Source organism: Hymenobacter siberiensis (assembly GCF_018967865.2).
Taxonomy (GTDB): Bacteria; Bacteroidota; Bacteroidia; order Cytophagales; family Hymenobacteraceae; genus Hymenobacter; species Hymenobacter siberiensis.
The window spans coordinates 183,639-198,010 of record NZ_JAHLZY020000001.1; the positions used below are offsets into that span (position 1 = coordinate 183,639).

Here is a 14,372-nt window from a genome sequence, read left to right on the forward strand (position 1 = left end):
TGAAATGGTGAAGCTGTTTAGAAAGGCACTCAACCGGTCATGCAGAGCGCAGCGAAGCATGACCGGTTGAGTGCCTTTTGTGACTTTCTAAACAGCTTCGGGTGAGTTGAGAGACGGAAATCAAGGGAAATAACTTACTATTCCACCATCTCGCCATTTCACCATTTCAGACGCGCATGGCGTCGAACTGAAAGTCGGTGATACGGGCCTGAATGTCTTTGGGTGTAAGGTTGGATGTGACGGCGGCCTGGGCCAGGGCGGGCAACTCGGCGTCGCCGGCCAGGCGCAGGCTCAGGATTTGGCCAGTGCTGAGCTGCTGTTCGAGTGGGGCGAAGCGCTGGCCGCTCACCTCAAAATAGCGCTGGCGCACTTCGAGCCGGCAGATGCGGTCCTGCAATTGCAGGGCATAGTGCTGGCGCAGCATCACGAGCACTCCGAAGCCGATGACGGCCAGCGCCGCCACGCTGAACCAGAGCCGGGCCGTCTGGTCGTCGTCGCCGGCTACTTTGGTATAGTGCACAATGGTGTAGCCGGCCATAAGTAGGGCCAGCGGCAGCAGCACAAAATGGTGCCACGGATAATACATGGCAGTGTTTTTAGTAGGCGTGGCCATACGGGTAAGAGGGGTTGAGGTGGGCGAAAGTAGGGGCGCGGACTGATAAGCGGGCAATAAAAAACTCCGGCCGAAGCCGGAGTCTTTATGCATACGACGGAATGGCCGCTTCGTTATTTCATTTCCTTGGCGCGTTTCTTTTCGGCCTTGGCCGTGTCGCGGGCGGTGCGCTCCTGCTTCTTGGCTTCCTTAGCGGCAGTGCGCTGCTCTTTAAGCTGTGCTTTCTGTGCTTTCTCTTGCTTGCGCTGCTCGTGGAGCTGCTTTTTAAGGTCCGATTGCTGGTTGGCGGTTTCTTTCAGCTGGTTGCGGCTGTCGCGAACGGCCTGGTCGCTGCTGTTGGTCTGCTGCTTTTGGGCGTCGTAAGTGGCTTTGGCGTCGTTGGCGCGCTGCTGCTGCTGCTCAGCGGTGAGAGCCGGCTCAGCAGTGGCGGGAATGGGAGCTAGGGTAGTCTGGGCGTGGGCAGAGAAGGCCGAGGCCACAATGATGGCCAACAGGCCGAGTGTTTTTTTCATGGGGAGGGGTGGTGAAACCCGTTAGATTCGGCCTGTGTACGCCGGGCCTAAAACAAGGTTCTCAGAATTGTAGCTTCGGATAAAGTTCAGCCGAAGCCGTTGGCTATTCTTCCACGTAGTCCAGGTCTTTGCCGTAGCTCTCGGGCAGGGTGCTCACGGCCCAGAAGGCCACCAGCAGCGAAATGCCGCCCAGCACCGCCGCGCCAGGCACAAAGCCCAACACCCCGCTCAGGTACTTGAAAGCCGGCACCAGGCCCACCACCGCGCCCCGCGCAAAGTTGGGCGCGGTGGTGGCCACCGTGGCCCGCAGGTTGGTGCCAAACTGCTCGGCCGCCACCGTCACAAACAAGGCCCAGAAGCCCACCGAAATACCCATCACAAAGCACACGGCATAAAAGGTAGTCGGCGAAGCGCCCTCAATTCCGAATAGGTACACGCCCACCAGCACGGCGCAAAATACCAAAAACACCTGCAGCGCCTTGTTGCGCGAATGCCACAGCTGGCTGAGCGCCCCACTGATAAAATCGCCAAACACCAGCCCGAAGTAGCACCAGAACACCGCCAGCCCGGCCGTGACCTCGCCCGTGAGCCCCAGGGCCCGCCCAAACTCGGGCGCCAGCGTCACCAGAATGCCCACCACGAACCACAGCGGCACCCCAATCAGCAAAATGCGCAGGTACTTGCCCAGCCGCGCCGGGTTGGTAAACAGGCTCAGGAAATCGCCCCGCGATACCGCCGCCTGGGCCTGCAGCTGCCGGAACATGCCCGACTCGAATACGCTCACGCGCAACAGTAGTAGCGCCAGGCCCAGCCCGCCGCCCACGAAGTAGGCATTGCGCCAGCCCAGCTTTTCGCCCACCCAGTAGCCCAGCATGGCCCCGCTCACGCCCACGGTGGCCACTATCATGGTGCCGTAGCCGCGCTTTTCCTTGGGCAGGCTTTCGCTGACCAGGGTGATGCCCGCGCCCAGCTCGCCGGCCAGCCCCACGCCCGCAATGAGCCGCAACCAGGCATACTGGTCGATGGTCTGCACGAAGCCGTTGGCAATATTGGCCAGCGAATAGAGCAGGATGGAGCCGAACAGCACCGAAAGCCGGCCCTTCTTGTCACCCAATATGCCCCACAGGATGCCGCCGAGCAGCATGCCGCCCATCTGCATGTTTATCAGGAACAAACCCCGGTCTGTGACGGCGGCTTTGTCGATAATGCCCAGGTCGTTGAGGCTCTTAACCCGCACGATGCTGAACAGAATCAGGTCGTAGATATCGACGAAATAGCCCAGCGCCGCCACAACGACGACAGCCGTGAACACGGTGGTTTTAGTAGGGTGGGAAGCTTGCATGGCCGAAATGTAGCGCGGACTTTTAGTCCGCGAGGCCATTGGCACCCCTTGCTGTATCCCGTGCGGACTAAAAGTCCGCGTTACCGGCCTTTAGCTCGCAGTGGCTGTGGCAGCCGCCGGGTAGCTCGCCATCTTCCACCTGCACGGTGCAGTGACGGATGTTGAATTCAATTTCGAGGCCCTTGGTGAGGGTGGCCAGCCAGGCGGCATCGGCCCCACCGGGGCGCACGAGGTGGGCCATGAGGGCGGCATCGTGGCCGGCGCTGCTCAGGCTCCAGATGTGGAGGTCATGCACGGATTCGACTTCGGACTGCTGCAGCAGGTAGTTGCGCACGGCTTCGGGGTCGATGCCATCGGGCACGGCCTGCAGGCTCAGGCGCAGGCTGTCGCGCAGCAGTCCCCACGAGCTGAAGACGATGATGCCCAGGATGATAAAGCTGATGGCCGGGTCGAGCCAGGTCCAGCCGGTGAGCAGCACCAGGCCACCGCCGGCCACTACGCCCGCGCTCACCAGCGCATCCACCATCATGTGCAGGTAGGCCCCGCGCACGTTCACGTCGGCCTTCTGCCCGCTGCGGAAAAGCAGGGCCGTGACGCCGTTCACCAAAATGCCAACGCCGGCCAGCAGCATCACCCAACGGCCGTTCACCGGCTCCGGGTGGCGCAGGTGGTCAATGGTTTCCCAGAGGATAAAGCCCACTGCGGCGTAGAGCAGCGCCGTGTTCAGCAGCGCCGCCTGAATAGTTGCGCCCCGGTAGCCAAACGTGTAGCGCCGCGTGGCCGGCCTGCCTGCCAGCCAGGCTGCGCCCCAGGCCAGGGCCAGGCTCAGCACGTCGCTCAGGTTGTGGCCGGCATCGGAGAGCAGGGCGCTGGAATTAGCCCAGAAGCCGCCAATGGTTTCGGCAATCACAAAGGCCAGGTTGAGGCCGATGCCAATGGCAAAAGCGGCGCTGAAGCCGCCGCCGGGCGGCGGGGCGGCATGCTGGTGGCCGGCGTGCGAGTGGCCGGGGGCAGAATGGTCGTGGTCGTGGGGCACTGGGCGGAAAACTATTGGGGGCTGCGTCCTAAACGCAGGGCGGCGGGTTTTGGGTGCATCGCTACCGTCAGCCCTTGGCCGCTGGAAACCAACACGCCCTAATTCAAAAAAAGCCGCCCGCCCTCCCCGGCGGGGAGAACGGGTTGACCTGGGGCAGTGCCGCCGCGTCGTCGTTACTTGAACGCCAGCGGCACCACCAGCCGCACGCTCACATTCCGGCCTTGGTTAAATACGCCGGTGCGCCCGTTCGCCACATTCAAATCGGCGTATTTCAACCGGCTCAAATGGCTCTGGTAGCCCACGTCGAACAGGTTATTGGCCGTGATGAACAGCGAGAAAAGCGTACGGCCCCGGGCATCGGCTAAATCGGTGCCGATGCCGGCGTTGATGAGCGTGTAGCCGGGCGTGGCCGTCTCGGTATCGAAGGCCGAGAAGTAGCGGTTCTGGGTGAAGGTGTGCTCCAGCTGCACGCGGGCGTAGGGATTGGTGATGCGCTGGCCCTGGCGGCGGAAGTTGGCCCGCAGCTCCGATTGCAGCCGGTCGCCGGGGATGAAGGGCAGGTATTTCTCGGCGGCGGCCACGTTCAGCTGCTCGGCGCGCACCATCGAGAACGAGTTTTCGAAGTGCAGCCAGTCGAGTGGGTGGGGGTGGAAATCGAAGCTGACCTCGCCGCCTACCAGCCGGGCCTGGCCCTGGGCGTACTTATAGGCGCGGGTGTCGTTGCGCAGCGAATCGCCCCCGCTGGCCGTGAGCAGCCGGCGCGTGAAAATGTAGTTGCTGATGCTGTTCTCAAACGCATCGACGCTGAACCGGACGTGGTCCGTGACGTAGCTCACGCCGGCATCCACCTGCAGGCTGGTTTCGGGGCGGAGGTTGTCGTTGCCGATTTCGTAGCGAATCGTGCCTTCATGCTTGCCGTTCGAGCCCAGCTCGGCAATGTTGGGGGCCCGGAAGCCGCGCGAGAGGTTGGCCTTCACCGTCAGCTTCTCATTCAGATTATACGCCGCGCCCAAGCTGCCGCTGTAGTTACGAAAAGTGCTCAGGAAGCCCGGAAACTTGATTTCGGCATCGGGGTTCGCGCTAGTGGTGGGCCGCTCGCGGCCGTCGAGCAGCAGCTTATCGGCCGCAATCTGGCGCACGTCATACCGCAGTCCGCCGCTTATATCCAGCGCACCAATGGTTTTCTTGGCCACGCCAAACACGCCGCCCTCGCTCACGCGGTAGGCCGGAATCAGGAATTCCTGGCCCAGGTTCTGATTTTGCTGGTGCAGGCCGCTGGTGCCCACGGTCAGGTTCCAGCCGTTGCGCTCGGGCAGGAAATAGCGCAGCGAGTAGTCCACGGTGCGCAGCTGGAAGTAGAGCGAGGTTTCACTGGGGTCGAGCACGTTGCCGTATTCGCGGCGCAGGTTCTGCTGGTAGCTCACCTGCAGGCCGATGCGCCCGCCGTTCGGGCCCAGAATGAAACTGTTGTCGGTACCGATGCGCAGGTGGTTAATCTGCTGCTGGGGCACGGCCAGGCCATAGCCGCGCAGGTCGCCGTCGGTCACGGGCACGCTCTGGGTCGAGTCGCCGCTGGGTACGTCTTTCACGAAGCGGCCGGTTTGCGGGTCACGGGCGCCCTCGGTCAGCCCCAGCCGCTGGTTGAACGTGCTGAAAGTCAGGTGCGAATAGCCCCAGCTTTTATTTACGCCCACGTAGCCGTTGGCGTCCCATTCATTAAAGCCCGAGTTGTACACCCGGCCGTCGTAGCGGTTCTGGTAGTCGCCGGCCACCTTGCGGGTACCCCGCGCCAGCCAGTTGAAGCCGTTGAGGTTGCCCGCGTTCTGAAAAGAATAGGCTTGCAGGTTGTTGTTGGTCTGGTAGTTGGCCGTGGCCGTGCCCGTGATGTGGCCTTCGGCAATGGGGTCGGGGGCCACGAAGTTGATAACCCCGGCCATCGCATCGGAGCCGTACAGCAGCGAGCCCGGCCCTTTGATAATCTCGGCCCGGTCCACGCTAAACTCGTCAATCTCAATGCCGTGCTCGTCGCCCCATTGCTGGCCTTCCTGCCTGGCCCCGTTGTTCAGGGTGATGACGCGGTTGTAGCCCAGCCCGCGCACCACGGGCTTGCTGATGGCCGCGCCGGTGGTAATCTGGCTCACGCCGGGCGTGTGCGCAATGGCATCCACGAGGTTCGAGCCGGCCGTCTGGTTCAGCCGTGTATGGTCCACCACCGAGGTGGGGATGGGCGAGCGCCGCAACTGGGTGGCCTGCGACACGCCCGTCACCACCACCTGCCCAATCTCAGTGGCCGCCACCGTCAGCTTGAAATCGAGGGGTTGGCCGCTGCCCGTGTCCACGGTCTGCGACACGGTGTTGTAGCCCAGCGAGCGCACCTGCACCGTGAAGCGCCCCCGGGGCAGGCTGCTGAAGCTGAACGAGCCATCCGGCCCGGCCGCCGTGCCCTGCTTCAGGTCGTCGAAAATAATATTAGCCCCCGGCAGGCCCTCGCCGGTAGCCGCATCGGTAATGCGGCCGGTGAGGGGCGGGGCCATCGGGCGCACCCGCGCCGCCACGGGCGGGGCCGTTTGGGCAACAAGCGCCGTGGGCACTGCCGCTAGGCCCATCAATAAAGAAAACCGGGAAAGATTGAATGACATAAAAAAGCTAAAGCAGCCCGGCCCGTCAGCCGCTGCAAAAGCGCGGCTGCGGACAAGGTAGGGTATCACCAAAAAGAAAAAGGAATGCGCCGGAAGCTAGGCGCGGCAGGGCGGGCCGCGCAGCGACCGCGCAAAAAGCACCTCGCCCGCCGCTGGCCGCACGGGCGGCAGGGGCGGCGTGGCGGCGTAGTGCCGGGCCACGCGGTGCTGGGGCGCCGCCACCGGCCCTGCCGCCTGAAACGCTACGTTGTAGAATTGCTCTACGTCGCAGTGCTGGTGCCGGGCGCTGACGAGGGCCTTGCCCTTGTGGCGAAAAGCCGGGGCCTGGGCCGGCTCCTCGGTGGTGTGGGCGTGGGGGTGCAGGGCCAGAATCCACGCCTCGGGCAGCAGCGTCCGCACGAGGCAGAGCAGCAGCAGCAGGGCTAAAGGTGAACGCAGGGCTTGCACAATACAAAGATGGCGGTAAACGCCGGAAGTTGCTCCGTAAATAAATTGCACGCGGCGTCACAGTTCACAAATCATGGGCAGCGCATTTCTCGTATCGGTGCACTATCTTGCTGCCCGAGCGGCCTTTTAGCGCCTTTTTTTGTGATAATTAGCAATATTCCCGACTTGTCTTTGCAATACGACGAACAGCTGAGTCTGTTACGCATTGAATGGGCCTCCGGGGCCGACACTCGTACCCTACGCCAAAGTGCCGAGCAGCTCCTGGTCCTGGACCGGGAGCTGGGCGTCCGCAATTTGTTGTTCAACATGAATACCTTTCCCGACATCTCGGTCTACGACCAGGTGTGGCTGGGCGTGAGCTGGATGCCGGGCATTGTGAAGCTGCCGCTGGAGCGCGTGGTGCTCGTGAACCACCGCCACCGCGTGCACAACCAACTGGCCATCGACTCGCTGCTGGCCATGTTCCGGAGCATCATCAGGTTTGATATTCAGTATTTCCCCCAGCCTGAGCCTGGCTTGCAATGGCTGGCCGACTATTCGGCGCGTCTGCCCGAGCTGCAGGCCGAGTGGGATGCCGTATTTGGTCCCGGCCTGGTGCAGGCCGGTAGCCTCGAAGCCCCGCACCGGCACCAGCCCGAGCGGCTGTAGCCCGCCGCCGCTGTCAATCTGACAGTCAAGTACCCCTTGGAACGTCCTTTGAAAGCTCCGGAAACCGTGGCCAGCGCCCGTGCGCCCGGCCATTCCGTCTGTATTCAACCGTTTCCCCTTTATACCATGCAAGAAACCGGCTCCATCTCCATCCACACCGAGAACATCTTCCCGATTATCAAGAAGTTCTTGTATTCCGACCACGAGATTTTCCTGCGCGAGCTGGTCAGCAATGCCGTCGATGCCACCCAAAAGCTGAAAAGCCTGGCCCAGCTGGGCGAGTACAAAGGCGAGCTGGGCGAGCTGAAAGTGCGCGTGACCGTGGACAAGGAAGCCCGCAAAATCACGATTTCCGACCACGGCCTGGGCATGACCGGCGAGGAAATCAAGAAGTACATCAACCAGATTGCCTTCAGCGGCGCCACCGAGTTTGTGGAGCAGTACAAGGACAAGGATGCCGCCACTAAGGACCAGATTATCGGACAGTTCGGCCTCGGTTTCTACTCCGCGTTCATGGTGGCCAAGGAGGTTGAAATCTTCTCGCAGAGCTACAAGGAAGGCACCGAAGCCGCCCACTGGACCTGTGATGGCAGCACGTCCTTCACCCTGGAAAGTACCGACAAGGCCGAGCGCGGCACCGACGTGGTGCTGAACGTGGCCGAAGATTCGGACGAGTTTCTGGAGGAAGCCCGCCTGCGCACCATCCTCACCAAGTACTGCAAGTTCCTGCCTATTCCGATTGAGTTCGAGGGCCAGCTAATCAACGATACCAACCCTATCTGGACCAAGCAGCCAAGCGAGCTGACCGATGAGGACTACAAGAAATTCTACCAGGAGCTCTACCCCATGAGCATGGACGAGCCCCTGTTCTGGATTCACCTGAATGTGGACTACCCGTTCAATCTCACTGGTATTCTGTACTTCCCGAAGGTGAAGGACGAGCTCCAGTTTTCACGTAATAAGATTCAGCTGTACTCGCGCCAGGTGTTCATCACCGACGAGGTGAAGGACGTGGTGCCCGAGTTCCTGATGCTGCTGCACGGCGTGATTGACTCGCCCGACATCCCGCTGAACGTGAGCCGCAGCTTCCTGCAGGCCGACGCGGCTGTGCGCAAAATCAACACCTACATCACCAAGAAAGTGGCCGATAAGCTGAGCAGCCTGTTCAAGCAGGACCGGCCCGGCTACGAGGAGAAGTGGTCCGACATCGGCATGTTCGTGAAGTACGGCATGCTGAGTGACGAGAAGTTCTACGACAAGGGTAAGGACTTCGTGCTGCTCAAGAATGTGGACGGCAAGCTGTTCACCATCAGCGAGTACACTGAGCACATTCAGGCCAACCAGCAGGACAAGGACGGTAACACCGTGGTGCTTTACACCAACGATGCCGAGCAGCAGCACGGCTACGTGGCCGCCGCCAAAGAACGCGGCTACGACGTGCTGAACTTCGACCACATCCTTGACCCGCACTTCATCGGCCAGCTCGAGCAGAAGCTGGAAAAAACCAGCTTCAAGCGCGTGGATGCCGACACGGTGAGCAAGCTCATCGAGAAGGAAGGCACCACCGAAAGCGTGCTGACCGAAGACGACACCAAGAAGCTGGAGGAAAGCTTTACTACGGCCATTGCCAACCCGGCCATGCACGTGAAAGTGGCCGCCCTCAGCCCGCAGGACGCCCCGGTTACCATCACCCAGAACGAATTCATGCGCCGCATGAAGGACATGCAGCGCACCGGCGGCGGCGGCGGCATGCAGATGTTCGGGGCCTTCCCCGAGTCGTACGACGTGACCGTGAACGCCAACCACCCGCTGGTAGCCAAAGTACTGGCCGACGGCGGCGAGAAGCTCGCCAAGCAAGCGTTTGATTTGGCCCTTCTGGCCCAGGGGATGCTGAAAGGCGAAGCCCTGACGGCGTTTGTGAAGCGCAGCACGGAGTTGCTGGGCTAACGGACGTAGCGTGGACTCTGCGAGTCCGCGAACCATAAAAAGCGGCCCCTGGCAATTTGCCAGGGGCCGCTTTTGCGTTAGCAGGCCGGCCGTTTGTACGCCCAATCTCCTACCTTGGCTTTCATGCTTACGTCCCTCCGCACTCAGAATTTTCGCAGCATCCGCGACGCCTCGGTAAAGCTGGGGCAAGTCAACCTGTTTATCGGGCCGAACAACTCGGGCAAGTCAAATTTCTTGAAGGGGATTGAAGTAGCGGCTGCTCTACTATCAAACACAAATAAGGACGGAAATATTGGGCGCAATAATCTGTCGAAATCATTGCAAAATAGGCCGTATGATTCTCCTGCTACTGTAGCTTTTATAACGGGATTCCGCGGTAATAATGGTGAAGAGGCAATTGTCACAACAGCCTTAAAAGATGACACTATCAGTCAGTACATAGCTGCTTCGGTAAAAGTGCTGAATAATCAAGGTGTCATTAACCCCGAGTTACTTGATGGCCAGTTTCAAGCAACCCCGGCAGAAATTAGACAAGCAACGCAGGGTACAATCATATATAATATCAATCCGGAAAATCTGCGGGCAAGTGCTGGTCTGAAGAATATGCTCAGGCCAAGCGCTGATGGAGCAGATTTGGTAATGTTTTTATTTTATTTGGAACAGAATTATCGGGCTCAGGCGAAGAGGATACAAACAGATTTCAGAGAGTGTATTCGGGATTTGGTTCACGTTTCAACCGCTCCGGTTCCAGACGAACCGGGTAAGCTCAAGCTCAAATTCTTCGACAAAAACGACGTCTGCTACTGGGCCGAAGAGGTATCCGAAGGTGTCCTCTACTTCCTGGCGCTACTCTGCATCGTGCACCAGCCCGACCCACCGAAACTATTGCTGCTGGAGGAGCCGGAGAAGGGCATTCACCCTCGCCGCATCAAGGAGGTGATGGATTTCATTTTTGAGCTGGCCGAGCTGCGGGGGATTCAGATTATTCTGACTTCGCACAGCCCCTATGTGGTCGACCATTTTGCGGATATTCCGGAGTACATTTCCGTATTCGACCGCGAAAATGACGAAACGGTGATTCGCAATGCCGGCGACCTCATCAGTGAAAGCAACGCGCAGCTGGCCGCCGAAGGCAAGCCGCCCATTCGCTGCACCGATTCGCTGGGCGAGCATTGGGTATCGGGCTTCCTGGGAGGCGTGCCGGCATGAGCAGCATTCGCTAGGTTTCTTTGGGGAAGACGACGCGCAACGGCTTTTTCTGCAGCACTACCTGACTGCCCTGACGGCCGATTCGCCGCACCGTTTCGAATTCGATGAAGCCTTTGCCCTCCGGTTTCGGGCCACCAACAAAAAGCAGGTTGACGACCTTTTTGCTGAAGCCTGTACAGTCGGACTGTCGCAGTATCAGCAGCAATGCTTTTTTGTGGGCCGCGACCTGGACGACCACGACCCCGCAGCATTCTCCCGGAAGCTGCAGGAAATGCGATTGCGGCTGGAAGGTCGCGGAGTAGAGGCGGTGCTTCTATTGCCGGTGCAGTGCATCGAGCACTGGCTGTGGTACCTGAAATGGCACCGGGAAAATCCCGGTCAGACCAAAAATATCAGCTTTGAAACCCAGCCCCGGCCAGAGGCTAAGCAGGCGGTTTACAATGCCCGCAAGTGTTCCACCAAGCATTCTAACCCAATAGTGGCGGAATTAGTGGCCGGACTGGATATTGACTGGCTGGCCAGTCGTTCTGCCAGCTTTCTGGCATTTCATACGCAAGTCCAGGAATACGTGGCGGCCCTGTAGCCGTGCATATTACCTCATCGGAAGTCGCCGGCTTTGCGAGTTGAGGTTCGTTGTCAAAGTTGTTTGAGGAGCTGTCTTCAGCGCAAACTGCCGAAACCCCTTAGCTGTGAGCACTACCACGCCCTCCGGTCCCGCCAGCCACAGCCGCTGCTGCTTGTCTACGGCCAGCAGGGTAGGGTTGCCAGCGCCCGGCAGCGCGGGCAGCGGCTGCAACAGGCGCTGCGGCTCGATTTTATCGGTAGCGGCGGCGAAGTCGGGGAGGGGCGTGGTGGGCGCATCGGGTAGCAGCAGCAGGCCCTGGGCGGTGGCAAACAGGCGGCCCGCGCCGGGCACGTGGGCCACGCCGAACACCTCGTTGCCGGGCCGGCCGATGAACTTCACGGTGGGCAGCTCGGTCTCGGCCGCGCCGCGCTGGCCGCCCTTTTCGAACACGCAGATGGCGTCCGACATCACCACCCAGAGGTTGCCGTCGTTGTCGGGCAGTAGCTTTTCCACGATGTTATCGGGGATTTCGTGGTTGGCCACGCCTTCCTCGTTGTAGCGCGTCCACTCGGGGCCCTGCTTGCGGCTGAGGCCGATGCTGGTGGCAATCCAGACAGCGCTGTCGGCCGTGGCCACGCCGCCGTTGATGGCAGGCGTATGCAGCTCCTGCTCGAAGGCCTGGCCGGCCCGGCGGAACACGCCCGCGCCGTTGGCTCCCACCCAGAGCTGGCCCCGGGCATCGCCAAACAGCGCCGTTACGTTGGGCGCGGCCACGCCGGGCAGAGCCAGCGGCTGCGGGCGGAAGGTGCGCGGGCTCAGCCGTAGCAGGCCCTGGCGCGTGCCCAGCCACAGGGCCGTATCGTGGGTCGTGGCGCACTGAATGGCGGCTTCGCTCCGGAAGTGGCGCACGAGCCGCCGGCCTTCGAGCCGCAGCACGCTGTGCTGGGTAATCAGGTAGGTGGCTTTGCCAGCGTGCAGCAGGGCGACGGGCTGCTCGTGGCCGGGCACCGCGTAGGGCGGCCGGGGGCGGGCCTGCATCGCCGGGCTGGCGCTGAGCAGCAATAGCCCCGGCAGCCACTGGCGAAGACACGGAAATTTCAGGAAAAAAAGCATGGTGCCAGGACAGTTTGATGATTCGTGCAAAGGTAGAATTGCCTGCGCAACCAGCTGATTACTTAATGATTAATTAAGTGTTTGGTTGGTGCGGCTTTCATAATGCAGGCTTGATGAATGAGTAACCATGGCCTCACGGCACTCGCCCAATTTTGCGGCCGGTTAGTATTCCATTCATCAACTTCAACCGGCTTTTATGAAAGCGAAAATTTTACTCGGTGGCCTGGTGCTGGCGGCAGTGGCAGGACAGGAGGCGCGGGCCCAGGCATCGGCCACCAACAACAACGTCATCATCTACATCGGCGACGGCTTTGGGCTGGCCCCGAAAACAGCGGCGCGCATGGCCATGGGCCAGGGCACCACGGGCAAGCGCTTCACGTCCGATGCCGGGTTCCAGGTGCTGGCGCTCGATAAGCTCAAGTACAACGCCACCGTCACCACCCACTCGCTCAACTCCTGGATTACCGACTCGGCCCCGGGGGCGGCGGTGTACGCCTGTGGCAAGCCCGGCAAGCAGGACAACGAGGTGATTTCGCTGAACCCCGGTTCGGGCGCGGCCATCGAAACCATTCTCGAAGCCGCCAAGAAGCAGGGCTATGCCGTGGGCCTCGTAAGCACGGCCCGCATCACGCACGCCACGCCGGCTGCCTTTGCCAGCCACATTTGGTACCGCGACCTGGAGGACTACATCTCGGCCCAGTACATTGCCTCGACGCAGACGCAGTACGAAGCCGTTTTCAACAGCAGCCCCACCACGTCGTACCGCTACACGGCGGCCCGCGACTGGGTGCTGCCCACGCCCAAAGTAGGCGTAGAGCTGGACGTGATTCTCGGCGGCGGGGCCCGCCATTTCATGCCCCGCTCCCGCACGGCGGCCAGCTCCTACGAAACCATCTTGGACCGCAACGGTGCGGCCATCATCGACCCGGCCACCGGCGTGGCCGCCACCCTGAAAGGCAACCGCGCCGACGATGTGGACCTCGTGGGCTACGCCGTGAACCAGCGCAACTACGGCTACGTGAACAGTCGCGACGCCCTCAACAACATCAATCTCAGCCAGTATGGCCCCGGCGGTAAGAAGCTGCTGGGCCTGTTCAACTCCTCGCACGTCAACTACGAGCAAGACCGCCAGACCAGCGCCGCCTGGGAGCCCTCGCTGGCCGAGATGACCCACATGGCCATCGAAGTCCTCAAGGCTAAGAGCAACGGCAAGGGCTTTTTCCTGATGGTGGAGGCCGGCCGCATCGACCACCTGGAGCACGCCAACACCGGCGGCATCACGGTGGTGGCCAACCCCGCCGGCGGCAACCAGTACACCGTCGATTCGGACAAGCCGGCCTACCTGACGGGCGGCGGCGAGGCCAACTACATCGCCACGCCCGCCACGCCCCGCACCACCAGCGTGTACGCTTCCGATTACATGATTAAGGAGGTAATGGCCTTCGACTACGCCGTGGCCGAGGGCCGGGCCCTGCTTGCCACGCCCACTGCCACCGGCAAAACCCTGATTTTTAGCACGTCCGACCACGAGTGCGGCGGCTTCGCCGTAACGGGCCTGCACGATGAGGCCGATGCGCAAGCTAACGGCACCAAAATCCGCACTTACTCGGGCCAGATTACCAAGTCGGTAGCGGCCGAGGCGGGCTATGCCACCCCCACTAACCTGGTGCGCGGCGACGGCGGCGCGGGCGGCTGGTTTCCTGATTACGTGATGAATACCTTCCAGGGTAAGGACTACCCGCAGCCGGCTTCGGCTACCGGCCGCCGCATCGTGGTGGCCTACGGCTCAAATCCCCTCACCAACGGCAACGGCACCCGCGCCAGCACCGGCGTAGGCAGCAACCAGGGCGCCACGCCCGGCAACCACACCCCACAGGACATTTGGGTAGGAGCCGAAGACAACACCAATACCCACGCCCAGCAGATTACCGGCCGCGGCCTGCTCGACAATACCGCCATCACGCCCATCATGGCCGACTTCCTGAATATCAGCGCCTTCGGCACTACGCTCGGCCTGCGCACCAGCAGCGCCGACCCCAAAGCCCAGCTCCAGCTCAGCCCGGTACCGTTCGTGAATCAGTTCGAAGTCGGCTTCACGCTGCCGACGGCCGGGGCCGTTACGGTTGAGCTGTTCGACGAAATGGGCCGCCGCGTGCAGAGCGTGTTGAGCGATAAGCGTTTCGCTGCGGGCACTCACTCCGTCGCCGTAGATGGCAGCCGCCTCAGCGCCGGGCTTTACATCGCCGCCGTCACGGTGAATGGGCAAGTGGTGAGCAAGCGCACGATTAAGCTATAACCTCA

The 14,372-nt window shown here is 61.4% G+C and carries 12 protein-coding genes; 5 read left to right on the plus strand and 7 right to left on the minus strand.

All coding sequences use genetic code 11. The features are described from left to right. Positions 1 to 166 precede the first annotated feature (166 nt). The 6 genes from KQ659_RS00820 to KQ659_RS00845 form a co-directional block, all read right to left on the minus strand. Positions 167 to 613, minus strand: a complete 447-nt coding sequence (locus KQ659_RS00820; RefSeq protein WP_216679241.1) for a DUF6526 family protein — start codon at positions 611 to 613, stop codon at positions 167 to 169. Between the two features lie 113 nt (positions 614 to 726). Further along, positions 727 to 1,125, minus strand: coding sequence for a hypothetical protein (locus KQ659_RS00825; RefSeq protein ID WP_216679240.1), 399 nt, complete (start codon positions 1,123 to 1,125; stop codon positions 727 to 729). A 103-nt stretch (positions 1,126 to 1,228) separates the two neighbouring features. Beyond that, complete coding sequence (locus KQ659_RS00830) at positions 1,229 to 2,467, minus strand: MFS transporter (protein WP_226915695.1); 1,239 nt, start codon at positions 2,465 to 2,467, stop codon at positions 1,229 to 1,231. Positions 2,468 to 2,534: 67 nt separating this feature from the next. Continuing rightward, positions 2,535 to 3,503 (minus strand): cation diffusion facilitator family transporter, encoded by a 969-nt coding sequence (locus KQ659_RS00835; protein ID WP_216679238.1) that lies wholly within the window; start codon positions 3,501 to 3,503, stop codon positions 2,535 to 2,537. Between the two features lie 173 nt (positions 3,504 to 3,676). Continuing rightward, the gene (locus KQ659_RS00840) at positions 3,677 to 6,142 is read right to left on the minus strand and encodes a TonB-dependent receptor (RefSeq protein WP_226929791.1); all 2,466 of its coding nucleotides are present in this window, start codon (positions 6,140 to 6,142) and stop codon (positions 3,677 to 3,679) included. A gap of 96 nt (positions 6,143 to 6,238) precedes the next feature. Beyond that, positions 6,239 to 6,589 (minus strand): hypothetical protein, encoded by a 351-nt coding sequence (locus KQ659_RS00845; protein ID WP_216679237.1) that lies wholly within the window; start codon positions 6,587 to 6,589, stop codon positions 6,239 to 6,241. Between the two features lie 171 nt (positions 6,590 to 6,760). On the opposite strand from KQ659_RS00845, the gene KQ659_RS00850 reads away from it, so the two are divergent. The 4 genes from KQ659_RS00850 (at position 6,761) to KQ659_RS00865 (ending at position 10,976) form a co-directional block, all read left to right on the plus strand. Continuing rightward, positions 6,761 to 7,237, plus strand: coding sequence for a hypothetical protein (locus tag KQ659_RS00850; protein ID WP_226929792.1), 477 nt, complete (start codon positions 6,761 to 6,763; stop codon positions 7,235 to 7,237). A gap of 126 nt (positions 7,238 to 7,363) precedes the next feature. After that, the gene (gene htpG / locus KQ659_RS00855) at positions 7,364 to 9,184 is read left to right on the plus strand and encodes a molecular chaperone HtpG (protein ID WP_216679235.1); all 1,821 of its coding nucleotides are present in this window, start codon (positions 7,364 to 7,366) and stop codon (positions 9,182 to 9,184) included. Positions 9,185 to 9,307: 123 nt separating this feature from the next. Further along, positions 9,308 to 10,393 (plus strand): AAA family ATPase, encoded by a 1,086-nt coding sequence (locus KQ659_RS00860; RefSeq protein ID WP_216690443.1) that lies wholly within the window; start codon positions 9,308 to 9,310, stop codon positions 10,391 to 10,393. Beyond that, positions 10,287 to 10,976, plus strand: a complete 690-nt coding sequence (locus tag KQ659_RS00865) for a hypothetical protein (protein ID WP_226929793.1) — start codon at positions 10,287 to 10,289, stop codon at positions 10,974 to 10,976. The genes KQ659_RS00860 and KQ659_RS00865 overlap by 107 nt, the downstream gene beginning before the upstream one ends. Positions 10,977 to 10,985: 9 nt before the next feature. Here the strand turns inward: KQ659_RS00865 and KQ659_RS00870 are convergent, their stop codons facing one another. Beyond that, positions 10,986 to 12,071, minus strand: coding sequence for a ligand-binding sensor domain-containing protein (locus KQ659_RS00870; protein ID WP_216690440.1), 1,086 nt, complete (start codon positions 12,069 to 12,071; stop codon positions 10,986 to 10,988). Positions 12,072 to 12,267: 196 nt separating this feature from the next. Here KQ659_RS00870 and KQ659_RS21670 point away from each other — a divergent pair, with 196 nt between their 5' ends. Then, positions 12,268 to 14,367 carry an alkaline phosphatase gene (locus tag KQ659_RS21670; protein WP_216690439.1) on the plus strand — a complete coding sequence of 700 codons (2,100 nt, stop codon included), beginning with the start codon at positions 12,268 to 12,270 and terminating at the stop codon, positions 14,365 to 14,367. Positions 14,368 to 14,372: the final 5 nt, after the last annotated feature.